21 protein-coding genes and 1 pseudogene are annotated in these 22,858 nt (G+C 72.8%); 17 read left to right on the forward strand and 5 right to left on the reverse strand.

All coding sequences use genetic code 11. The features are described from left to right. Positions 1-78 precede the first annotated feature (78 nt). From ABZV78_RS02140 to ABZV78_RS02180, 9 genes are all read left to right on the forward strand, one after another. The gene (locus tag ABZV78_RS02140) at positions 79-1,086 is read left to right on the forward strand and encodes a hypothetical protein (RefSeq protein WP_355634932.1); all 1,008 of its coding nucleotides are present in this window, start codon (positions 79-81) and stop codon (positions 1,084-1,086) included. Positions 1,087-1,143: 57 nt separating this feature from the next. After that, complete coding sequence (locus ABZV78_RS02145) at positions 1,144-1,485, forward strand: hypothetical protein (protein WP_355634933.1); 342 nt, start codon at positions 1,144-1,146, stop codon at positions 1,483-1,485. 277 nt (positions 1,486-1,762) lie between these two features. After that, on the forward strand, positions 1,763-2,833 hold the full coding sequence (locus ABZV78_RS02150; protein ID WP_355634952.1) for a BMP family ABC transporter substrate-binding protein: 1,071 nt from the start codon (positions 1,763-1,765) through the stop codon (positions 2,831-2,833). 269 nt (positions 2,834-3,102) lie between these two features. Then, a complete protein-coding gene (locus ABZV78_RS02155; protein WP_355634953.1) occupies positions 3,103-4,596 on the forward strand; it encodes an ABC transporter ATP-binding protein in 1,494 nt (497 codons plus the stop codon). Continuing rightward, the gene (locus ABZV78_RS02160) at positions 4,593-5,951 is read left to right on the forward strand and encodes an ABC transporter permease (RefSeq protein ID WP_355634934.1); all 1,359 of its coding nucleotides are present in this window, start codon (positions 4,593-4,595) and stop codon (positions 5,949-5,951) included. Before ABZV78_RS02155 ends, ABZV78_RS02160 begins: the two co-directional genes overlap by 4 nt. Positions 5,952-5,953: 2 nt before the next feature. Further along, the gene (locus ABZV78_RS02165) at positions 5,954-7,234 is read left to right on the forward strand and encodes an ABC transporter permease (RefSeq protein WP_355634935.1); all 1,281 of its coding nucleotides are present in this window, start codon (positions 5,954-5,956) and stop codon (positions 7,232-7,234) included. 104 nt (positions 7,235-7,338) lie between these two features. Beyond that, entirely contained in the window at positions 7,339-8,046 is a 708-nt protein-coding gene (locus tag ABZV78_RS02170; protein WP_355634954.1) for a cytidine deaminase, read from the forward strand. A gap of 40 nt (positions 8,047-8,086) precedes the next feature. Next, positions 8,087-9,367: a thymidine phosphorylase gene (locus tag ABZV78_RS02175; RefSeq protein ID WP_355634936.1), complete on the forward strand. Its 1,281-nt coding sequence runs from the start codon at positions 8,087-8,089 to the stop codon at positions 9,365-9,367. A 102-nt stretch (positions 9,368-9,469) separates the two neighbouring features. Beyond that, on the forward strand, positions 9,470-10,150 hold the full coding sequence (locus ABZV78_RS02180) for a DUF4272 domain-containing protein (RefSeq protein ID WP_355634937.1): 681 nt from the start codon (positions 9,470-9,472) through the stop codon (positions 10,148-10,150). Positions 10,151-10,160: 10 nt separating this feature from the next. Here the strand turns inward: ABZV78_RS02180 and ABZV78_RS02185 are convergent, their stop codons facing one another. Both ABZV78_RS02185 and ABZV78_RS02190 read right to left on the reverse strand, forming a co-directional pair. Beyond that, positions 10,161-11,027: a putative RNA methyltransferase gene (locus ABZV78_RS02185; protein ID WP_355634938.1), complete on the reverse strand. Its 867-nt coding sequence runs from the start codon at positions 11,025-11,027 to the stop codon at positions 10,161-10,163. A gap of 1 nt (position 11,028) precedes the next feature. Continuing rightward, positions 11,029-11,493 carry a MarR family transcriptional regulator gene (locus tag ABZV78_RS02190; protein ID WP_355634939.1) on the reverse strand — a complete coding sequence of 155 codons (465 nt, stop codon included), beginning with the start codon at positions 11,491-11,493 and terminating at the stop codon, positions 11,029-11,031. A gap of 57 nt (positions 11,494-11,550) precedes the next feature. Here ABZV78_RS02190 and ABZV78_RS02195 point away from each other — a divergent pair, with 57 nt between their 5' ends. The 4 genes from ABZV78_RS02195 to ABZV78_RS02210 are packed head-to-tail and all read left to right on the forward strand — an operon-like array spanning position 11,551 to position 14,275. Beyond that, positions 11,551-12,180: a hypothetical protein gene (locus ABZV78_RS02195; protein WP_355634940.1), complete on the forward strand. Its 630-nt coding sequence runs from the start codon at positions 11,551-11,553 to the stop codon at positions 12,178-12,180. Further along, positions 12,168-12,740 (forward strand): NAD(P)H-dependent oxidoreductase, encoded by a 573-nt coding sequence (locus tag ABZV78_RS02200; protein ID WP_355634941.1) that lies wholly within the window; start codon positions 12,168-12,170, stop codon positions 12,738-12,740. The genes ABZV78_RS02195 and ABZV78_RS02200 overlap by 13 nt, the downstream gene beginning before the upstream one ends. After that, positions 12,737-13,150 carry a PPOX class F420-dependent oxidoreductase gene (locus tag ABZV78_RS02205; RefSeq protein WP_355634942.1) on the forward strand — a complete coding sequence of 138 codons (414 nt, stop codon included), beginning with the start codon at positions 12,737-12,739 and terminating at the stop codon, positions 13,148-13,150. Before ABZV78_RS02200 ends, ABZV78_RS02205 begins: the two co-directional genes overlap by 4 nt. Before the next feature lie 51 nt (positions 13,151-13,201). Then, positions 13,202-14,275 carry an adenosine deaminase gene (locus ABZV78_RS02210; RefSeq protein ID WP_355634943.1) on the forward strand — a complete coding sequence of 358 codons (1,074 nt, stop codon included), beginning with the start codon at positions 13,202-13,204 and terminating at the stop codon, positions 14,273-14,275. Here ABZV78_RS02210 and ABZV78_RS02215 read toward each other — a convergent pair whose 3' ends face one another. Further along, the gene (locus tag ABZV78_RS02215) at positions 14,276-14,689 is read right to left on the reverse strand and encodes a hypothetical protein (RefSeq protein ID WP_355634944.1); all 414 of its coding nucleotides are present in this window, start codon (positions 14,687-14,689) and stop codon (positions 14,276-14,278) included. It abuts the gene before it with no gap. Between the two features lie 384 nt (positions 14,690-15,073). Between ABZV78_RS02215 and ABZV78_RS02220 the strand changes: the two genes are divergently transcribed. The 4 genes from ABZV78_RS02220 (at position 15,074) to ABZV78_RS02235 (ending at position 20,150) form a co-directional block, all read left to right on the forward strand. Next, on the forward strand, positions 15,074-18,676 hold the full coding sequence (locus tag ABZV78_RS02220; protein ID WP_355634945.1) for a nitrate- and nitrite sensing domain-containing protein: 3,603 nt from the start codon (positions 15,074-15,076) through the stop codon (positions 18,674-18,676). Next, positions 18,673-19,077, forward strand: coding sequence for a roadblock/LC7 domain-containing protein (locus ABZV78_RS02225; RefSeq protein ID WP_013283992.1), 405 nt, complete (start codon positions 18,673-18,675; stop codon positions 19,075-19,077). Before ABZV78_RS02220 ends, ABZV78_RS02225 begins: the two co-directional genes overlap by 4 nt. A 100-nt stretch (positions 19,078-19,177) precedes the next feature. Next, a complete protein-coding gene (locus ABZV78_RS02230) occupies positions 19,178-19,555 on the forward strand; it encodes a DUF742 domain-containing protein (RefSeq protein ID WP_091261430.1) in 378 nt (125 codons plus the stop codon). Between the two features lies 1 nt (position 19,556). After that, a complete protein-coding gene (locus ABZV78_RS02235) occupies positions 19,557-20,150 on the forward strand; it encodes an ATP/GTP-binding protein (protein WP_355634946.1) in 594 nt (197 codons plus the stop codon). A gap of 119 nt (positions 20,151-20,269) precedes the next feature. Here the strand turns inward: ABZV78_RS02235 and ABZV78_RS02240 are convergent, their stop codons facing one another. After that, positions 20,270-21,493 (reverse strand): ABC transporter substrate-binding protein, encoded by a 1,224-nt coding sequence (locus tag ABZV78_RS02240; RefSeq protein WP_355634947.1) that lies wholly within the window; start codon positions 21,491-21,493, stop codon positions 20,270-20,272. Positions 21,494-21,627: 134 nt separating this feature from the next. Further along, positions 21,628-22,858: pseudogene (locus ABZV78_RS02245) on the reverse strand (transposase); the annotation flags it as partial.

Raw genomic sequence — 22,858 nt, forward strand, 5'->3', positions numbered from 1 at the left:
CGTTCGTTCTTGACCGCGGACCGTGCGGCGGCGCACTCTCTACCCAAGAGAACGAACGTTCGTTTTTAGGAGGCGGAGATGCCCGCTCACCCGTCCCGGATCCGCTCGCCCTGGCTGCTCGCCGCGCTGCTCGTCAGCCTCGTGGTGGTCGTGCAGGCGCTGCTCGTACCGCTCTTCGCGGCGCCGGCCACGCACCTCGCGCCGCGCGACCTGCCGGTCGCCGTCGCCGGGCCGCCGGCCGCCACCGCCGAGCTGGCCGGTCGGCTCGCCGCCGCCCGGCCGGGCGGCTTCGTGGTGACCACGCTGCCCGACGCGGCGGCGGCCGACCAGGCGCTGCGCGACCGCGAGGTGTACGCCGCCTTCGTGGCCGGCCCGGACGGCGTCGCCCTGCACACCGCCCCCGCCGCGAGCCCGACCGTTGCCGCGCTGCTCACCGAGGCCGCCGCGCAGCTCTCCGCCGGCCGGCCGGTGCCGGTGGTGCAGGTGGTCCCGACCGACCCGGACGACCCGCGCGGGGCCGGCTTCGCCGCCGGGTTCCTGCCCTTCGCGCTGACCAGCATGCTGGCCGGGGCGCTGCTCACCGTGCTGGTCGCCCGCCGCGGCGCGCGGCTGGCCGGCCTGCTCGGCTACGCCGTCCTTGCCGGCCTGGTCGGGGCCGCGGTGCTGCACGGCTGGCTCGGCGTCCTCGACGGCGACCTCTGGCGCGAGGCGGCCGCGATCGGGCTGTTCGCGCTGGCCGCGGCGGGCACCGTGGCGGGCCTCGGCGCGCTGCTCGGCGGCGCTGGGTTCGGGTTCGGCGCGCTGCTCGTCTTCCTGGTCGGCAACCCGCTCTCCGCGGTCGCCGCCGCGCCCGAGCTGCTGCCGCAGCCCTGGGGCACGGTCGGGCAGTTCCTGCCGGTCGGAGCGGGCGGCACGCTGCTGCGCTCGGCCGCGTTCTTCGACGGGGCGGGCGCCGGCCGGCCGGTGGCCGTGCTGGCCGGCTACGCGCTGGTCGGTCTCGCCCTGGTCCTCGTCGGCCGACGTCCCGTCCGGGTCGGCGCGGGCGACGCGGCACCGGAGCGGCGACCCGCCGAGGTCACGGTATGACGGCACCTCGGCGGGCCGGCTACTACAAGTCGTCGTTGATGGGGGAGGATGGCCGGCGTGGAAGCTCTTCGACTGATCCTTCTCTACGTCCATCTGATCGGGTTCGCGATGCTGCTCGGCGGATCGATCGCCCAGTACGTCAGCGGCCGGCTGCGGATCAACGCGGCCATGCTCTGGGGCTCGGTGATCGGGCTGCTGACCGGAATCGGTCTCTCCGCCCCGCTGCGCGACGGCGACGAGCCGGCACCGGCGAAACTTGTTACCAAGTTGGTGCTCGCGTTGCTCATCTTTGTCATGGTCTTCTTCTCCCGTAAGCGGGAGTCCGTGAACCGTGGGCACTTCCTGGCGATCATCGGGTTGACGCTGGTCAACGCGGCGGTGGCGGTCTTCTGGCGTTAGCCCTCCGGGGCAGCGGGAAGACCGCGGGAAACGGACGTTCGAGACACCTCTCCGGAGGGCAGTCGGCACGAAAGGTGATGTGCCCCACGCAAGGGTTACGTAGGGGTAACGACCGCTCAACAGTCGTGCACGATTGTCGGCCGGTGGGTGGGCGCGGGCGTACGCTCCCGTCCGTAACGTGGGACGCCGGCGGCACACCGCAGGCCGGCGCAAGGGCTGCCACCGCGCACGACGCGGTGTGCAATGGGAAGGAGACGTCTTGCGCTCTGTGCGTGGGATGCGGATCGCCTCCGCCATCGTGGCGGGTGGCCTCGTGCTGGGCGCCGCCGCGTGTGGTGAGGCTCCCAAGGACGACAACAACGCCGGCGGCAACGGCGGCAAGAAGTTCAGCGCCTGCATGGTGACCGACGTCGGCGGCATCGATGACAAGTCCTTCAACACCTCGGCCTGGAAGGGCCTCCAGGAGGCGAAGAAGGAGAACGGCAACATCGACATCAAGAACGTCCAGTCGAAGGCCGAGGCGGACTACGAGGTCAACCTGACCGGGTTCGTCAACCAGAAGTGCGACTTCATCCTGGCCGTCGGTGGCCTGATGTCGGACGCGACCAAGAAGGCCGCCGAGGCGAACAAGAACCAGCAGTTCGCCATCGTGGACGCGAACCCGGGCGTGGACAACATCTACCCGATGCAGTTCGACACCGCGCAGGCCGCCTTCCAGGCCGGTTACGTGGCCGCCGGGATGAGCAAGAGCGGCAAGGTCGGCACCTACGGTGGTCTGCCGATCCCGCCGGTCACCATCTTCATGGACGGCTTCGCCGACGGCGTGGCGTACTACAACAAGGCCAAGGGCAAGAGCGTCCAGGTCATCGGCTGGGACAAGGCCACCCAGAAGGGCTCCTTCACCAACGACTTCGTCAAGCAGGACGAGGGCAAGAAGGTCTCCGACGCGCTGGTCGCCCAGGGCGCCGACATCATCATGCCGGTCGCCGGTGGCGCCGGCCTCGGCACCACCGCCGCCGCGCAGGCCTCCAACGGCAAGTACTCGGTCGTCTGGGTGGACGTCGACGGCTGCGAGAGCACCCCGAACTGCCCGGCGCTGGTGACCACGGTCGTCAAGAACATCCCGGACGCCGTCAAGGACGCCGTGCTGAAGGCCGCCAACGGCGAGAAGCTCCAGGCCAAGCCGGGCTTCGTCGGCACCCTGGCCAACAACGGCGTCTCGATCGCCCCGTACCACGACTTCGACAGCAAGGTCCCGGCGGACCTGAAGGCCGAGGTCGACAAGATCAAGGCGGACATCGCCGCGGGCACCATCACGGTCACCTCGAAGGCCCAGCCGACCAAGTGACCGCTCCGCCGGCCGCCGCGGTGAGATCATCGGCAGCGGGGGCCGGCGGGCACCAGGTTTGACGATCCGGCCGCCTCGGCGTACGCGGGGAAGACCCCGCGCGACGTCGGGGCGGCCGATCACCTTGATCCCCCACTGACCCCCACCCGGCGCGGTGGCCGGCGCGTAGCCGCTACGCTGCACCATCGCTCGCACTCCAGGAGGTTGCGCTGAGACTCGAACTGCGCGGCATCACCAAGCGGTTCGGTGATCTGGTCGCCAACGACCACATCGACCTGACGGTGGAGAATGGAGAGATCCACGCCCTGCTCGGCGAGAACGGCGCCGGCAAGTCGACCCTGATGAACGTGCTCTACGGGCTCTACCAGCCCGACGAGGGCGAGATCCTGGTCGACGGCAAGCCGCTGAAGCTCAAGGGCCCGTCCGACGCGATCGCCGCCGGGATCGGCATGGTGCACCAGCACTTCATGCTGGTGCCGGTCTTCACCGTCGCCGAGAACGTCATGCTCGGCGCGGAACAGACCAAGGGGAGCTTCACCGGCTTCCTCGACCGCCGCCGGGCCCGCCGCGAGGTCGCCGAGGTCTCCGAGCGGTACAACCTCCGGGTCGACCCGGACGCGGTGATCGAGGACCTGCCGGTCGGCATCCAGCAGCGGGTGGAGATCGTCAAGGCGCTCACCCGCGACGTCGACCTGCTCATCCTCGACGAGCCGACGGCCGTGCTGACCCCGCAGGAGACCGAGGAACTGCTCACGGTCATGCGGTCGCTCAAGGAGGCCGGCAAGTCGATCGTGTTCATCACCCACAAGCTGGGCGAGGTCAAGGCGATCGCCGACCGGATCACGGTGATCCGGCGCGGGAAGACGGTCGGCACCGCCGAGCCGACCGCCAGCCGCGACGAGCTGGCCGCGCTCATGGTTGGCCGCAGCGTCCGGCTGACCGTGGACAAGAAGCCGGCCCAGCCGGGCAAGCCGATCCTCGAGGTCGCCGGCCTGGTCGTCGACGACGACCGGCAGGTACGCGCGGTCGACGGCGTGGACCTGACCGTGCACGCCGGTGAGGTGCTCGGCATCGCGGGCGTGCAGGGCAACGGACAGACCGAGCTGATCGAGGCGATCATGGGGCTGCGCCCGGTGCTCGCCGGGTCGGTCACGCTGGACGGTGACGCCGTGCACGGCTGGTCGACCAAGAAGGTGCTCCGCGCCGGCGTCGGTTACGTCCCGGAGGACCGCAGCGTCGACGGCCTGGTCAAGGAGTTCTCCGTCGCGGAGAACCTGGTGCTGGACATCTACGACCGGCCGCCCTTCGGCAAGGGCCTCTCGCTCAAGCCGGACGCCATCGCGAAGTCGGCGAAGGAGCGGATCGAGCAGTTCGACGTCCGCACCTCCTCGGCCGACGCGGCGGTCGGCACCCTCTCCGGCGGCAACCAGCAGAAGGTGATCGTGGCCCGGGAGCTGTCCCGGCCGCTGAAGCTCTTCATCGCCGCCCAGCCCACCCGGGGCGTGGACGTCGGCTCGATCGAGTTCATCCACAGCCGGGTCATCCGCGAGCGGGACATCGGCACCGCCGTCATGGTGGTCTCCAGCGAACTGGACGAGGTGATCGGCCTGGCCGACCGGATCGCGGTGATGTACCGCGGCCGGATCATCGGCGTGGTCGGCCCGGACACCCCGCGCGAGGAGATCGGCCTGCTGATGGCCGGCATCACGCCGGACACCGCCACCACGACCGCTGACGGCCCTGGCAACGAGGACGAGGCATGACCAACCCGAACCCGGTGTCGGGCTCCCCGGACAAGGAGCCGGCGACCGAGGCGCAGGAGGCGCGGAGCGAGGCCCGGGCGACACCGCCCGCGCCCGCCGGCGACACCGAACGGGCGGTGCCCGCCACCGCGCCGAAGCAGCCCGCGGCCGAGGAGCCCCGCCCCACGCTGGGCCGGCTCTTCCTGGACAACCTCTGGGCGGCCAACACGGTCACCGTGACGGTGCTCGCGGTGCTGCTCGCCATGCTGGTCGGCGCGGTGCTGATCATCGTCTCCGACCCGGAGGTGCTGGCCACCTACGGCTACATCACCGCCCGCCCGGCGGACGCGCTCAACGCCAGCTGGACCGTGGTCAGCGAGGCGTACGCGAACCTGTTCAAGGGCGCGATCTTCGACCCCGACGCGGTCGGCTTCACCGCCGCGATGGGCCCGATCTCGGAGACCCTGACCTACACGGCGCCGCTGGTCTTCACCGGCCTGTCGGTGGCGCTCGCCTTCCGCGGCGGCCTGTTCAACATCGGCGCCCAGGGCCAGGCGACCATCGGCGTCATCCTGGCCGCCGTCGCCGGCTTCGCGCTGCCGTTGCCGCCCGGAGTGCACCTGCTCGTCGCGCTGATCGCCGGCGCGCTCGGCGGCGCGCTCTGGGGCTTCGTCCCGGGCATCCTCAAGGCGCGCACCGGCGCCCACGAGGTGATCAACACGATCATGCTCAACTACGTGGCGGTCTATTTCCTGTCCTGGATCATCATCCAGAGCGGGGTGCAGAACCCGAACCGGTCGGACGCGATCAGCAAGCCGGTCGAGTCCTCCGCCCAGCTGCCCCGGCTGCTCGGCGCCGACCTGCGGGTGCACGCCGGCATCCTGCTCGCGGTGCTGGCCACCTGGTTCATCGCCTGGCTGCTGAACCGCTCGACGATCGGCTTCGAGCTGCGCGCGGTCGGCGAGAACCCGGACGCCGCCCGGACCGCCGGCATCAGCGTCACGAAGACGTACGTGCTGGTCATGGTGGTCTCGGGTCTGCTGGCCGGTCTCGGCGGGTCGAACATGGTGCTCGGCTCGACCGCGAACGCGCTGACCCCGCTGGTGATCGCGCAGATCGGCTTCGACGGCATCCTGGTCGCCCTGCTCGGCCGGGTGAAGCCGTGGGGTGTGCTGCTGGCCGCGCTGCTGTTCGGCGCGCTCCAGGCCGGCGGCAACCGGATGCAGTCGTACTCCGGGATCTCGCTGGAGCTGGTCACCGTGCTCCAGGCGCTCATCGTCATCTTCATCGCCGCGCCGGCCCTGGTGAAGGCGATCTTCCAGCTCCGGGCGGCCCGCGCGGCCCGGCTCCAGACGAGCCTCGCGAAGGGCTGGTGAGCATGTCCACCACCGCTGTCCCCGAGGTCGCCGTGACCGCGGTCGACGAGGGCTTCTGGACGCGCGCCCGCAAGGCCGGCGCCGTGCTGCTGGCGCTGGGCGTGCTCGCCACGGTGCTGTTCGGGGCGCTCGCCACCGGCCAGCAGGCCCGCTTCACGCTCAGCGAGACCGAAGGCGGCGCCGCCCTGGAGATCAACGGCACGGTCGGCGCGATCCTCTTCGGGATCATCGCGGCCGCGGCCGGGGCCGCCCTGCTCGCCGGGGTGCCGAAGCGCTGGTTCACGCTGGTGCTCGGCGTCGGGCTGGTCGCCTTCGTGCTGAGCTTCCTGTGCTGGCAGGTCTCCGCCGCCCCCGAGGGCCGCAACTTCATGCCGCTGGTCAACGTCGTCCGGGGCACGTTCATCCTGGCCCTGCCGCTGATCTTCGGCGCGCTGGCCGGCGTGCTCTGCGAGCGGTCCGGCGTGGTGAACGTGGCGATCGAGGGCCAGTTGCTGATGGGCGCCTTCTCCGGCGCCCTGTTCGGCAGCATCTCCGGCAGTGTCTGGGTGGGCCTGGTCGCCGCCGCGATCGGCGGCGCGCTGATCTCCCTGCTGCTCGCCGTCTTCGCCATCCGCTACCTGGTCGACCAGGTGGTCATGGGCATCGTGCTCAACCTGCTGGCGGTCGGCGTCACCGGCTTCCTCTACGAGCGGCTGATGCAGACCGACGCGACGAAGTACAACAGCGCGCCGCGGTTCAGCAACTGGGAGATCCCGCTGCTCAAGGACATCCCGCTGCTCGGTCCGGCGCTGTTCCGGGGCAACATCTTCCTCTACCTCGGCCTGCTGCTGGTGCTGGTCATCCACATCGCGCTGTTCCGTACCCGGTGGGGGCTGCGGACCCGGTCGGTGGGTGAGCACCCGACCGCGGCCGACACGCTCGGCGTGCGGGTGCTCCGGCTGCGCTACCGCAACGTGATCATGGCCGGGCTGGTGGCCGGCGTGGGTGGCGCCTCCTACACGCTGGCGCTCTACTCGTTCACCAAGAACATGATCGGCGGCAAGGGCTTCATCGCCCTGGCCGCCCTGATCTTCGGCCGGTGGAGCCCGACCGGGGCGCTGCTCGCGGCGCTCTTCTTCGGCTTCGCCGACCAGCTCGCCACCTACCTGGGCGCGATCGGCAGCAGCATCCCGAGCCAGTTCCTGGCGATGCTGCCCTACCTGGCGACGATCCTGGCGGTGGCCGGGCTGGTCGGCAAGGTCCGGGCGCCGGCCGCCGACGGCAAGCCGTACATCAAGGGCTGACCGCCCGCGACGCACCGTGCCCGGCAGGGGAGACCCGCCGGGCACCGTCGTCTCCGGCCGCCACCGCGACCGATCAGCGTGAATTGGGCAGAATGGGAGTCGTGATGGAGATCGACTGGGAGCGGCTGCGAGCCGCCGCCACCGAGGTCATGCGGCACGCGTACGTGCCCTACTCGAAGTTCCCCGTCGGGGCGGCCGCCCTGGTCGACGACGGCCGGGTGGTGGTCGGCTGCAACGTGGAGAACGCCGCGTACGGCGTGGTGCTTTGCGCCGAGTGCGGCGTGGTCTCCTCGCTGCACGCCACCGGCGGCGGCCGGATCGTGGCGCTGTCCTGCGTCGACGCCACCGGCGAGCCGCTGATGCCGTGCGGCCGGTGCCGACAGCTGCTGTGGGAGAACGGCGGCCCGGAGTGCCTCATCGAGGCGAAGGGCGGCACGCTGCGGATGGCCGAGCTGCTGCCGCACGCGTTCGGCGTGGAGGACCTGGAGGCGGTGACCGGCGAGACGCCGGTGCCGGTGGTCCCGGAGCGGCTGGCCGCCTGGCGGGGGCGGGGCACGGTCTTCGTGCACCCCGACCTCTCGGCCGGGCAGCAGGTGTGGACGGCGTACTGGGAGCGGTCGGCCGGGGACAGCGAGGGCGCCGAGACCGGCGTGCTGGAGGAGGGCCCGACCTGGAACGACCCGGCGGAGGCGATCACCTGGGGGCTGGCCCGGACGCCGCGCGTCGTCGTGGTGGACGCGTCGGGCACCATCTTCTGGGCCGGCGAGGGCGAACCGCCCCTGGAGATCCCCATCCGCTGGTCCCCAGCCTGAGCCGGGGACCGGTACCGGAACGACGAGGAAAGATCATCAGATGAGTGCATTCACGGCGGTTGACGTCATCCGGGCCAAGCGGGACGGGGGCGTGCTGAGCGACGGCCAGATCGACTGGGTGGTCGACGCGTACACCAAGGGGTTGGTGGCCGACGAGCAGATGTCGGCGCTGGCCATGGCGATCCTGCTGCGCGGCATGACCGCGCCGGAGATCGCCCGGTGGACCGCCGCGATGATCGCCAGCGGCGAGCGGCTGGACCTGTCGCCGGTGGCCCGGCCGACCGTGGACAAGCACTCCACCGGCGGCGTCGGCGACAAGATCACCCTGCCGCTGACCCCGCTGGTCGCGGCGTGCGGCGCGGCCGTGCCGCAGCTCAGCGGCCGGGGCCTCGGGCACACCGGCGGCACCCTGGACAAGCTGGAGTCGATCCCCGGCTGGCGGGCCGCGCTGAGCAACGCGGAGTTCATCGCCCAGCTGCGCGACGTGGGCGCGGTGATCTGCGCGGCCGGCGACGGGCTCGCCCCGGCCGACCGCAAGCTGTACGCGCTGCGCGACGTCACCGGCACCGTCGAGGCCATCCCGCTGATCGCCAGCTCGATCATGAGCAAGAAGATCGCCGAAGGGACCGGTGCCCTGGTGCTCGACGTGAAGGTCGGCTCCGGCGCCTTCATGAAGAACGTCGACGACGCCCGCGAGCTGGCCCGGACCATGGTGGAGCTGGGCGGTGCGCACGGGGTGCGCACGGTCGCCCTGCTCACCGACATGTCCACCCCGCTCGGCCTGGCCATCGGCAACGCGGTCGAGGTGACCGAGTCGATCGAGGTGCTGGCCGGCGGCGGCCCGGCCGACGTGGTGGAGCTGACCCTGGCGCTGGCCCGGGAGATGCTGGCCGCGGCGGGCCTGCCGGACGCCGACCCCGAGGCGGCCCTGCGGGACGGCCGGGCCATGGACGCCTGGCGCGCGATGATCGGGGCGCAGGGCGGCGACCCGGACGCCCCGATGCCGACGGCCGGCGAGGTCGAGGTGGTCACCGCGACCGAGGACGGCTACGTCGCCGGCATCGACGCGTACGCGATGGGCGTGGCCGCCTGGCGGCTCGGCGCCGGCCGGGCCCGCAAGGAGGACCCGGTGAGCATCCCGGCCGGGGTGGTGCTGCACAAGCGCCCCGGCGACCCGGTACGCGCCGGCGAGCCCCTGTACGAGCTGCGCGCGGAGCACGCCGAGCGGATCCCGGCCGCGCTGGCCGAGGCGGAGCGGGCGGTCCGGATCGCGCCGGACGCCCCCACCGCGACACCGCTGGTGATCGAGCGGATCGGCTGATCCTTACCGGTCATGGTGCGCTGCCGACCGAGCCGCTATTCTCGCAGGCCAAGGGGGGACCGACCGGCGATGAGCCGTTGTGAGCAGACAGGGACCTGAGCCGTGCGCGTACCCGCCCCCGATCCCCGGGCCGTTCGTGAGGCGAGCCTGGACGAGCTGTCCCGGCTGGGCCTCCCGCTGCCGCCCCCGCAGTTCCCGCTGGTCTGGGAGCCGGGGGACGAGATCGAACTGCGTCCCACCCCGGAGATCGAGGCCCGGATCGCGGTGCTGCACGTGATCCTGGCCCGCTGCTTCGGGATGCCCGCGCAGGCGGCGATGAGCTGGCTGCTGGAGTCGCACCTGGTCGAGATGGTGACCCCGCCGGAGTGGCAGTTCGTGATGGGGAGCAAGGGCGACCACCGGTCGTTCGTGCTGCACCACGACGCGCTCTTCTCGCTGGCCTGGGTGCTCGGGCTGGCCAAGGAGCTGGATCCGACGGTGCCGGTGGACGAGCGGCTGGTGGAGCGGATGCCGAACCTGGTGGCCGGGGAGAACTTCGGCCAGTGGCGGGCCCGGATCCTGGCCGCCCCGCAGCACCCCGCCGACGCGGCCGCCCTGCTCGACCTGCACTACTGCCTGGACTGGGCGTACCTGGAGTCGGAGGAGGCCGGGCTGGCGCTGCCCGGGCTGGTGGACGCGAACGCCATCGGGCAGCGCCGGTGGGCGCTGGAGTGGGCCGTGGTGCTGCGCGGGCCGTACCACGACGAGCCGCCGGGCTGGGAAGAGGTCGACCTCTCCACCTGAGCGACGGTGGTCAGCGCGGCCGGTGCACGGCGAGCCGGACAGCGACGGTCACCGGCACCGGCTCGGGCAGCGCGGCGATCCGCTCGGCGAGCCGGGCCGGGTCGGCGTGCCAGGCGCTGGGGCCCATCCCGACCAGGGCGGCCACCTCGGTGCGGCTCAACTCCAGCCGGGCCCGGTGCTCGGCCGCCGACTCCTCGGCGAAGTACGCGCTCAGGCTGCCGGCCACCCGCTCGGCCTTGGCCGGGTCCACCCGGAGCAGGTCGAGCGCGTCGACCAGCTCGGCGAGATGGTCCGCGGCCGGGGTGACCACCAGCAGCGCGCCCGCCGGGTCGAGCACCCGGTGGAACTCGGCGCCGTTGCGCGGGGCGAAGACATTCACCAGCACCGCGGCGGAATCGTCGGCCAGGGGCAGCCGCTGCCAGGTGTCGGCCAGCGCCGCGGCCGCGCGCGGATGGGCCCGGGCCGCCCGGCGCAGCGCCGGCTTGGCCACGTCGAGGGCCAGGCCGACGGCGTCCGGCAGCGCCGCCAGCACCGCCGCGAGGTACCAGCCGGTCCCGGCGCCGGCGTCCACCACCAGGGGGTACGCGTCGCTGTTGGGGAACGAGCGGGACACGATCTCCCGGGCCTTCGCGGCGAGCGCGGCGGCGACCGGGTCGTAGTGGCCGGCGGCCAGGAAGTCGGCGCGGGCGGCCACCATCTCGGCGTTGTCCCCGCTGTGCGGGGCGCGGCCGGCGAGCAGGTTGACGTACCCCTGGCGGGCGACGTCGAAGCTGTGCCGGCGCGGGCAGCGCAGCGCCCGGGCGGTGCCGGCGGTGGTCTCGGCCAGCGGCTCGGCGCAGACCGGGCAGCGCAGCCGGTCGAGGATGCGGTGGTGCACGTCAGCCCTTCGGTGCGGACAGGCGGTCGACCACCCGCTGGGTCAGCGCACCCAGCGCGTCGATCTCCTCCGGAGTCAGCAGGTCGATGAGGTGTCGGCGGACCGCGGCGACGTGGCCCGGGGCGGCGGCCTCGATGGCGGCCCGGCCGGCCGGGGTCAACACCACGATGGAGCCGCGGCCGTCCGAGGGGTGCTCCTCCCGGGTGATGAGGCCGCGCTGCTGCATGCGGGCCAGGTGGTGGGACAGCCGGCTGCGCGACCAGAGCATCCGGTCGGCCAGCTCGCTGAGCCGCAGCCGCTGGTCGGGCGTCTCGGAGAGGTCGGAGAGGACGTCGTAGTCCGGCTCGGAGAGGCCGGCGTCCTGCATCAGCTCCCGGGCCAGCTCCAGGTCGAGCAGGCGGCGCATCCGGCGGTAGCCGCGCCAGGCCCGGGCCTCGCGCGCGTCCAGCCAGCGTGGTGCGTCCATGTGCTGAGCCTAACCGACTTGTTGACATGTCACCAAACCTCTTCTACGGTTGATGACATGTCAACCACATTGCCGACGCGGCTGATACGGCTCCTTGCCGGCCTGGCCCTCTTCGGCGCCAGCGTGGCGCTGATGGTCCGGGCGGATCTCGGCCTGTCCTCCTGGGACGTGCTGCACCAGGGCCTCGCCTCCCGGACCGGTCTGCCGCTCGGGTGGGTCGTCAACGGCGTGGCGCTGCTGGTCCTGCTGCTCTGGTTCCCGCTGCGCCAGCGGCCGGGCGTCGGGACGGTGGCCAACGTCGCGCTGGTCGGCCTGGCGCTCGACGCGGTGCTGGCGATACTGCCGCCGCCGTCCGCGCTTCCCGTCCGGATCGGCCTGCTGCTCCTCGGCGTGCTGCTCAACGGGGTCGCCACCGGTCTCTACCTCGGCGCCCGCCTCGGGCCCGGTCCCCGTGACGGCCTGATGACCGGCCTCGCCGCGCGCGGCCTGCCCGTCGGCCGTGTCCGCACCGGGATCGAGCTGGCGGTGCTCGCTGTCGGCTGGCTGCTCGGCGGCACGGTCGGTCCCGGCACCCTGCTGTACGCGTTGTCCATCGGGCCGCTCGCCCAGTTCCTCATCCCCCGACTCGCCGTGCCCGTACCCGGCCGGCCCGCCCCGACAGGAGTGACCCCGCCATGCCCCGCCTGAACGTGATCGTCGCCAGCACCCGACCCGGTCGGGTGGGCCGGCGGATCGGTGACTGGTTCACCGCGGCCGCCGTCCGCCACGCCGGCTTCGACGAGGTACGCCTGGTCGACCTCGCCGAGGTCGGGCTGCCGTTCCACGACGAGCCGCACCACCCCTCCGAGGGGATCTACCTGAACGAGCACACCCGGTCCTGGAGCGCGACCACCGCTGCCGCGGACGCCTTCGTGCTGGTCATGCCGGAGTACAACTACGGCTTCAGCGCGCCGCTGAAGAACGCGATCGACTACCTCTACCACGAGTGGCGGCACAAGCCGGTGGGCTTCGTCAGCTACGGCATGACCTCCGGCGGCCTGCGGGCGGTGCAGATGATCAAGCAGGTGGTGACCACGTTGAACATGGTGCCGGTCAACGAGTCGGTGACGATCTTCCTGCGGCAGGCACTGGACGACGCCGGCGAACTGCTGCCCGATCCCGGGCGGGAGGAAGCGGCGGACCTGATGCTCGACCAGGTCGCCCGGCTGGCCGTGGTGCTCGCCCCGCTGCGGGCGGTGGCGGCGTGACGGCCCGGCTCTGGGAGCTCTTCGGCGAGCGGGGGCGCGGGGTGCTGGTCACCCTGCGCCGGGACGGCCGGCCGCAGCTCTCCAACGTCGACTACCTGGCCGAGCCGGGGCTGATCCGCTGCTCCACCACGGGCGACCGGGCGAAGGTGCGCAACCTGCTGCGCGACCCGCGGGCCAGCTTCCAGGTCAGCACCGCCGACGGCGGGGCGTACGCGGTGGCCGAGGGGCGGGTGACCGTCACCCCGCCGGCCGCGGCGGCCGACGACGCCACGGTCGAGGAACTGGTCGAGGTCTACCGGCGGATTCGGGGCGACCATCCGGACTGGGCGGACTACCGGTCGGCCATGGTGGCCGACGGCCGGCTGGTGCTCCGCCTCGAGGTCGAGCGGGTGTACGGCTGGCGGCCGTGAGCCGTCCCGGTCCGGTGCCGCGCGCCGCCGGCCGGTGACTAGGGTCGGTGCATGGCAATCTCGTACGAGGACATCGTCAAGGTCCCGAAGGCGCTGCTGCACGACCACCTCGACGGCGGTCTGCGGCCCGCGACGATCGTCGAGCTGGCCGCCGAGGCCGGCCACGAGCTGCCCACCACCGACCCCGAGGCGCTGGGCCGCTGGTTCGCCGAGGCCGCGAACTCCGGTTCGCTGGAGCGCTACCTGGAGACCTTCGCGCACACCGTGGCGGTCATGCAGACCGGGCCCGCGCTGCGCCGGGTGGCCCGCGAGTGCGCGCTCGACCTGGCCGCCGACGGGGTGGTCTACGCCGAGGTCCGGTTCGCTCCCGAGCAGCACCTGGAGCAGAACCTGACCCTGGACGAGGTGGTCGACGCGGTGGTCACCGGCTTCCGGGAGGGCAGCGCCCTGGCCGCCGAGGCGGGCACCCCGATCCGGGTCGGCACGCTGCTCACCGCCATGCGGCACGCGGCCCGCTCGCAGGAGATCGCCGAGCTGGCCGTCCGGCACCGGGACACCGGGGTGGTCGGCTTCGACATCGCCGGCGCGGAGGCGGGTTTCCCGCCCACCCGGCACCTGGACGCCTTCGAATATCTCCAGCGGGAGAACTTCCACTTCACCATCCACGCCGGCGAGGCGTTCGGGCTGCCGTCGATCTGGCAGGCGATCCAGTGGTGCGGCGCGGACCGGCTGGGGCACGGCGTCCGGATCGTCGACGACATCACGCCCGGGAACCCGCCGGTGCTGGGCCGGCTGGCCGCGTACGTCCGGGACAAGCGCATCCCGCTGGAGCTGTGCCCCTCCTCGAACGTGCAGACCGGGGCGGCCGCCTCGATCGCCGACCACCCGATCGGGCTGCTGCGTGACCTGCGCTTCCGGGTGACGGTGAACACCGACAACCGGCTGATGAGCGGCACCTCGATGTCCCGGGAGATGGCCCTGCTGGTGGAAGCCTTCGGCTACGGCTGGAAGGAACTCCAGTGGTTCACCATCAACGCGATGAAGAGCGCCTTCATCCCGTTCGACGAGCGGTTGAAGATCATCGACGAGGTGATCAAGCCGGCGTACGCCAAGCTGATCGGCTGATCACGGCTGCCGCGGGTGGCCGGCGAGCAGGCCGGCCACCCGGCGCAGCACCTGCCCGGCCCGGGCCGCCTCGGCGCCCAGCCCGGTCTGCCGGCGCAGCACCGCGGGCTCCGCGCGCAGCAGCGCCACCCCGCGCCGGATCAGCAACCGGGGCGCCTTGCGCTGCTCGGCCAGGTCGCGGGCGAGCCGGCGGACGAAGGTCGCGCCGCGCGGGCGGCGCAGCGCGTACGCCCCGGCGAGCAGGCCCCGCCGGCGGCACTCCGCGACGATCTCGGCGGCGAAGATCCCTTCGGCGACGAAAAGTGGCGATCCGTCGACGTCGAATGGCCGGGTGGCCACCCGCCGGTCCGCGCCGATCGCATAAACCGGCACTTCGGCCTTGCCGTCCCGGGCCAGTCGGGCGATTGTTTCCACCGCTGTTTCCGCATCCCAGGACTGCGGAGACTCCCAGTCCACCTCTCCGTTCCGGCGCGGCAACGTAGGGTCATCGCCGTCCTTGTAGAAGTCGTCCAGGCAGAGGACAGGAAGTCCGGTTCGTTGGGCAATATACGACTTTCCGGAGCCGGAGGGCCCGGCGAGCAGGACGACGCGGTGAGGGTGTTCCATTACTTTGAGTGACTCCGGCCAGACGGATTGCTATCAAATTGCATCAACATCTCATCACACCTCCGGCGAGGGACAACCTGGGCTTTCTCTTTGCGGGGCGGCGTGATGGAATCTCGGAGGTCCGACCCGCCGGGTCGGTCGCTCGGCGTTGCCCACAGGCGACGCCGGACGCGGTAATGCGAGGGCGGTGACGTGAGCAAACGGCCAACGACGGCGGGCTCCTTCCTGTCGCGTCTGAGCCGGCCGGCCAGCCGGCTCCGCGACATGCCGATCTGGTCCAAGCTCGGCCTGATCATGATCGTGCCGACCATCGCGACAGTCGTGGTCGGCACCAGCGGTCTGGTCGACCACCTGGGGACGCTCAACAATGCCAACCGGGCCGGTGACCTGGCGAATTTGATCGCCTACTCGGGTGACCTGGCCAACAAGTTGCAGGACGAGCGGGTCGCCTCGGTGCTCTTCCTCGACTCGAAGGAAGTGCAGACGCGGGCGCAGTACCAGGAGGCCTACAACCGGGCCAACCAGCGGGTCGACCAGGCGAAGACGCCCTACTCCGACCAGCGGCTGAAGATCGACGACCTGCCGCGCACCTTCGAGGCCGGGCTGAAGGACGTCGACGAGGGGCTCGCCGACCTTCCGGGCACCCGCAGCCAGGTCTACAACGGCAAGCTCAAGAGCGCCGAGGCGCAGCAGTCGTACGAAGCCCTGATCAACGACCTGCTGTCGATCCGCGACTCGGCCATCCAGCTCGCCGGTGACAACGACCTGAGCGACCGGATGCGCGCCGCGGCCGCGGTCGCCCGGCAGAAGGAGTTCCTGGCCCAGCGGCGGGTGGTCGTCCACGACGCGCTCACCCAGAAGCGCCTCACTCCGAACCTGCGCGAGCAGTTCATCGCCAGCGAGACCGGTCAGGAACAGGCGTTCGAGAGCTTCAAGGCGGTCGCCAACCAGGCCGACTCCGAGTTCTTCGACCAGACCGTCACGGGCACCGACAAGCGCGAGGCGGACCGCTACACCAGCCTCGTCGGCGGCAGCATCTCCGGCGACCTGTCGAAGGTGGAGTTCACGCGGGACCAGTGGGACGGGGCCATGGTGGCCAACGCCAACCTGATCCGCACGGTCGAGACCCGGCTGGACGCCAACGTGGTCCGCCAGGCCGACGAGCTTCGGTCGGACACCCAGCGCCAGGTGTTCCTGGAGACCGGCCTGCTGCTCAGCATGCTGCTGCTGGCCATCCTCTTCGCCTACCTGGTCGCCCGCTCGATGGCCCGGTCGCTGCGCGACCTGCGCCAGGGCGCCCTCTCGGTGGCCCAGTACGGCCTGCCGCAGGCGGTCGCCCGGCTGCGCGACCCGCAGGTCACCGGGCAGCTCTCCCCGGTGCAGCTGGCCAACCAGATCGCCGAGCCGCTGCCGGTGCGCAGCAAGGACGAGTTCGGCCAGGTGACCGAGGCGTTCAACGCCGTCCACCTGGAGGCCGTCCGGACCGCGGCCGAGCAGGCCGCCCTGCGCGCCTCCGTCGCGACCATGTTCGTCAACCTGGCCCGCCGGTCGCAGATCCTGGTCGACCGGCTGATCGGTCACCTCGACCGGCTGGAGCGCGGCGAGGAGGACCCGGACCGGCTGGCCGAGCTGTTCCAGCTCGACCACCTGGCCACCCGGATGCGCCGCAACGACGAGAACCTGCTCGTGCTCGCCGGCGCGGATTCCACCCGCGTGCAGCGCGAGCCGGCCGCCCTGATCGACGTGCTCCGCGCCGCCCAGTCCGAGGTCGAGCACTACACCCGGATCGAGTTCGGCGTGATCGACCGGGACATCGAGGTCGCCGCGCACGCGGTCAACGACCTGGTGCACCTGGTCGCCGAGCTGTTCGACAACGCCACCGCCTTCTCCCCGCCGGACTCCCACGTCATGGTGGAGGCTCGGCGAGTGGGTGACCGCGCCTCCCTCTATGTCGAGGACCGGGGCATCGGCATCAGCCACGAGCAGCTCCGCGATCTGAACGAGCGGCTTGCCACGCCGCCGCAGGTGGACGTGGCGGTCTCCCGGATGATGGGCCTGGTCGTGGTCGCCCGGCTGGCCTCCCGGCACGGCGTCAAGGTCGAGCTGCGGCCCGGCGCCGACCGGGGCACCGTCGCCGACGTCACGCTCCCCACCGCGGTCCTGGTGCCGCGCGCCCTCTCCGGCCGCGGCCAGCCGGCGCCGGCCCTCCCGGCCGCCACCGGCCCGCAGCAGGGTGGTCCCGCCCCGGCGTTCGGCGCGCTGGCCGCGCTGGGCAACGGCCCGCACACCCCGCCTCCGGTCCCGCACCCCGGTGCCTCCGGCAACCAGGTCACGCTGGGCGGGCGGTCCTTCGACCCGGCGTCGCGCAACGGCTCCGGCACCCCGGCCAACGCCGGTGCGGGCCGCGCGATGCCCGCCTGGTCCGACCTGACCGGCGCCGGCCCCCTGGCCGGCGGTGACGGCTTCAGCCCGCGGAGCTCGAACGGCCAGCAGATCGACCCGCTGCCCCAGCGGCGCAACGCGGCCGAGGCCGACCCGACCTCCACCGGCCAGCAGCCGGCCATCCCGCGGCAGCTGCCGAGCAGCCCGGAGGTCCGGCCGTACGACCCGCCGCCGGTCTCCGCCCCGCCGGTCCCGCCGGTCTCCGGTGTCCCGGTCTCCGGCCACCCGGGTTCCGGCTACCCCGTGTCGGGTGCGCCGCCCACGGGCTACCCCGTCTCGGGTGCGCCGGCCACCGGCTACCCCGTCTCGGGCGCTCCGGCCACCGGCTACCCCGTCTCGGGCGCTCCGGCCACCGGCTACCCGGTGTCGGGGGTGCCGGTCTCCGGTCAGCCGGTGTCGGCCGCGCCCGCTGCGGGTCACCCGGTCTCGGTGCCCCCGGTGAACCAGGTGCCACCGCGCCCGGCCCCGCCGGCTCCCGCGCCGCAGGTCGGCGCGCCGCCGGCCTGGCCGCCGGTCGCCACGCCCGACCAGGCCGCGGCTCCGGCCGTGCCCGAGCGGCTCGCCGCCGGCCTGGACATGACCACCGAGCTGCCCCGGGTCACCCGCCCGGAGACCCCGCCGGCCGCCAACCGGCCGGCACCGGCCCCCGCGCCGCGGCCGACCACCCCGCAGCAGGCGGGCAACCGCCAGCGGTACGCGGACGAGACGATGGAGCTGCCGATCTTCCGGGAGCTCGAGTCGGCCTGGTTCCGCACCAGCCGGCCGGCGCCCAAGGAGGAGCCGACCGCGGCGGAGTCCGCGGCGACCAACGGCGCCGCGACCCAGCAGTTCGCCAGGGTCGACGCCGCCGGTCGGGCCGTCCAGCAGACACCACCCGGGACGACAGGTAACACGCCGATGGCACACACTCCGACGGCCGGCGGAGTGCCGCAGGACAACGGCGCGGCGAACGGGGGCACCCGGGCCGGTTACGCCGGTGCGCTGCCCACCCGGCAGCCCGCCGCCCCGCCGCAGCCCGGTTGGCAGACCGCGGCCGACGACGGCTGGCGGGCCGCCTCGGCGGCCACCGAGGTCCCGGTCGCCGAGACCACCCAGAAGGGCCTGCCGAAGCGGAAGCCGATGGCGCAGCTCGTGCCGGGTGGCATCGAGAAGCCATCCACGTCGGTGCAGCGCCGCACGCCGGAAGGCGTACGGGGTCTGCTCTCGGCCTACCATCGGGGCGTGCAGCGGGGGCGTAACAACCCGACCGACAGCAACTCGACCGGCCCGGAGGGAACTCCGGGCGGGCAGCAGTCCTCGCAGTCTGGCTCTGGCCCGGTGGGCGGGAGCGGGCAGAAGGAGCAACAAGGATGACAACTACGCAGGATCTCGGATGGCTGCTCGCCAACTTCGCCGACCGGGTGCCCGGTGTGGCGCACGCGGTCGCGGTCTCCGCCGACGGCCTGCTCCTCGCTTCGTCCCGTGACCTTCCGCGGGACCGCGCGGACCAGCTCGCGGCGATCGCCTCTGGTCTGGTCAGCCTGACCCAGGGCGCGGCGCGTTGCTTCGAGGGCGGAGCGGTGCTGCAGACCGTGGTCGAGATGGACAACGGCTTCCTGTTCCTGATGTCCATCTCGGACGGCTCGTCCTTCGCCGTGCTCGCCGCGCGCAGCTGCGACGTCGGGCAGGTCGGCTACGAGATGGCCCTGCTCGTCGACCGGGTGGGCGACGCTCTGACCCCGCAGCCACGCACGGCTGTCGGGATGATGGGCTGAACGACGCGCTGACCGGTGGGTCAGGAGCGGCAACAACTACGACAAGGACGAGTGCCACCGGGGCGAGCCGGTGTTGGGTACGAAGGAGGTGAGCGGCGACATGGTTGATCGTGACGAACCGACCGGAGCGTTGGTCCGTCCATACGCCGTGACCCGCGGTCGTACCCGCCCCCGGCTCGAGATCGCCCTGGAGGCGCTCGTCGAGACGACGGTGCGCGGTCGGTCGGTTGCCACTGGCAACGGTGGCCAGGGCCGTGAGCACCAGTACATCGCCGCGCTGTGTGACGGACGCGTGCAGTCGCTTGCCGAGATCGCGGCGCGGATGCAGCTTCCGCTCGGCGTGGCCCGGGTGCTCATCGCCGACATGGCGACGGACGGCCTGGTCGCGGTCCACGAGCCGACCATTTTGGACGACTCTGACGACGCGGTGGGCACTGAACTGCTGGAAAGGGTGCTGAGTGGACTTCGCAGGCTCTGACATGTCGCAGCGGCCGTCTGCCCCGAGCGGGCGCGTGACGTCGGCGAAGATTGTTATCGCCGGTGGCTTCGGCGTCGGCAAGACGACGCTGGTCGGCTCGGTCTCGGAGATCACGCCGCTGACCACCGAGGCGATCATGACCTCCGCCGGCGTGGGCGTCGACGACACCCGGCAGGTGCCGGGCAAGACGACGACCACGGTGGCGATGGACTTCGGTCGTATCTCGATCGACCGCGATCTGATCCTGTACCTGTTCGGTACGCCGGGTCAGACCCGGTTCTGGTTCATGTGGGACGAACTGGTCCGGGGCGCGATCGGCGCTGTCGTGCTCGTCGACACCCGTCGACTGGCCGACTGCTTCGCCGCCATCGACTTCTTCGAGCACCGGCGGCTGCCGTACCTGGTGGCCATCAACTGCTTCGACGGGATGCAGTACCACGACCCGCAGGACGTCCGGGACGCGCTGGCGATCTCCTCGGACGTGCCGGTGGTGGCCTGCGACGCCCGTAACCGGGAGTCGACGAAGCACGTGCTGATTTCGCTGGTCGAGTACGTGCTCACCATGCGGCGCTCGCGGGCCGTCGCCCCCGCCTGACCCAGGTGACGAAGCGCCCGGCGGCCATGGGCCACCGGGCGCTTCTTGCTGTTCGACGGTCGGTACGGTACGCAGCCGGCCGGTGACCGCCCCGGGGGGACGCTCACCGGCCTGGACCGTCAGGCGTACCGCCGCCAGGCGCCCTGCGCGACCACGTACGCGGCGAGCGAGTCGGGCTCCATGCCGCCGTGCCGGTCCGGCGTGAAGGCGTATCCACCGGCGATGCCGTCGGCCACCTGGGTCTGGAGGAACGCCCGCAACCGTCCACGGTCGAGGCTCGTGGCCAGCCGGGCCGACGCGGCGACAAGCTTGAGCGCGTCCGAGGCGTACGGGGCAAAGGCGACCGAGGTGCCGTACCGCTGCGTGTAGCGGTAGTTGAAGTCCCGCCGTTCCAGCTCGGCCGTCGTGGTCACGGTCAGCCCGGCGGTGCCCAGGCAGGCCGGGTGCACGGCGTACGCCCCCTCGAGCGCGGCGGCGTTGGCGCGGCTGAGCGTGCCCTCGGCCACCGCGCCGGCGTCGAAGAAGAGCGGCCCGCGGTAGTCGGCCCGGCGCAGCTCGCGGGCCGCGACCCCGGAGTCCGGCGCGGCGCCCCAGACGACGACCGCGTCCGGCTCGACGGTGGCGATCCGCCGGGCGGCGCTGCCGAAGCTCTGGCCGGTGGCGGGCAGCCGGACCGTGCGGACCAGATCCAGGTTGCTGCCGCTCAGCGCGCCGCGCACCGCCCGCACGCCTGAATCGCCGTGCAGCCCGTCGGCGGCCAGCAGGGCGACCCGCCGTACCCGCTGCGCCACCAACAGGTCGACGAGCCGGCGGGCCACGTCGGTGGCGTCCGGGGTGACCTGGTAGCTGAAGGTGCGCGCGGCGGTCGGCTGCACGACGCCGTCCCCGAGGCCCAGCGACACGAACGGCGTCTTGACCTTCTGGGCCGCCTCCGCGATGGCCGCCGAGGTCTCCGCCAGGGTGCCGCCGACCAGCGCCTGCGCGCCGGCACGGGTCAGCTCGGCGGCGTGCCGCGCCGCCACCCGCGGGTCGCTGCGATTGTCCCGGATCTCCAGCCGGACCGAACGCCGCAGGTTGCCCACCGGAATGCCGGCCTTGTTCAGCGCGTCCGCGGTGATCTCCAGGGCGCGCTGCTGGGGCACGCCGAGCGCGGCGCCGCGGCCGGTCAGCTCCAGGCTGGCGCCGACGATCAGGTCCTGATCGCCGGGAGCGCTGCTGGCCGAGGCCTCCTCGTCCGGCCGCTCGCCCGGCTGCCCGCAGCCAGCGAGCAGCAGGGTGCCCGCCGCCGCGGCGAGGACACCCCGACGGGTGAGCACGGAGGAGTCGAACGCGAGTGTCGCCATTGGAGCCGCCTTCCGCCCCCGGCGAACGCCCGCCGCCGGCTGGTCCGCCGGGTATGCTCCCGGCCGGCCGGACCCGGCGTCAAATTATCCGGGTGTGGGCAGGAACACGCAGGTGGGGCGGGATGACGCTCCGATCAGGACCGGTAACCCGCGGACCGGTACTCGTACTCCCGATCGTCGTCGCGGTCGCCGGTGTCCCGGCTGAAGTCCCAGCCGCCGGCCGCCTCGCGACCGGGGCGACCGCCGACGGCGAAGCCGCCGATCTCCTGACCGCGCCGCCAACCCCGGAAGTAGCCGGTGGTGTTCTCGGCGAGGCTGGCCGCGTTGCGGACGATCCGCAGTGGACGCTCCTCGCGCAGCGGCGAGCCGGGCACCAGGTTGGCCTGCGGGACCCGCTTGGGCAGGCCGGCCTTGGTCTCATCGCCCACCGCCGGGCGGGCCGCCTGCTCGGCCGCCTGCCAGCCGGTGTCCGCGGTGGTCGACCAGTCCAGGTCGGCCTCGTCGCCGTGCCCCACGAACCAGGCGGACTTCGCCTGCGCGAAGATCAGCAGGTCACCGTCGCCCTCGTCGGAAACCGGCGGCGGCCGGTGCTCCTTCGGCGCGGGGCGCCGCTCCAGCGGGGCGGGCGCCTCGACACGGGGCGCCGGGCGGGTCGGGCGGTTGGCCTCCGACCGGTCGACCAGCCGCAGCGACGGCGCGTCCAGCCCGGGGTCGGTCGGCGGGTCCAACTCGTTGCGCAGCGCCCGGTCGGCCAGCGGCGGCGGCTCCACGAGCCGCAGCATCGGCGGCTCCTGCGGAAGGTCGTCGGCGAGCCAGGGCGGGGTGACCCGGCCCGGGTCGCTCGGCGCGTCCACGCCCCGTCCGTACGGGTAGGCCGGTGCTTCCTTGGCCCGGTCGTCCTGGTCCTCGGTGTTGACCAGCGGCCAGTTGGCCCGGGAGCCCGGGGGAGCGGACTCCTGGCCGGGGCGGGGCGTCGGCACCGGGATGGTCAGGTCGGTGGCGCTGAAGCCACCGGTGGGCGGCTCCTGGTTGGTCTTCGGCCGCGGCGGGATGACCGTGCGCTGCCGCTCGGCCCGGGCCTTGTTGATCGCCGCGGTGGTCAGCGTCGGGCGGAACGGCTCCCCGGCCTCGGCCGGCGGCACGGCGCCGCGCTGCGCCGGGGCGATCGGGGTGATCCCGGGCGGCGGCGGGGGCGGCGCGGAGATCGGCCGGTTGGTCGGCGCGTCCACTCGCGACGGCAGCGGCGCGCCGGTCGGCTCGGGGCGGGCGGGATCGTCCTGTGGACCCAGCGCAAGGGCCGCACCCCGTCGAGCCGGTGGCTGCTGCGCGCCGGCCTGGTCATGCCGGTGCTGCCGCTGCTGGCCA

This window comes from Micromonospora sp. NPDC004540 (assembly GCF_040610095.1).
Classification (GTDB): Bacteria; Actinomycetota; Actinomycetes; order Mycobacteriales; family Micromonosporaceae; genus Micromonospora.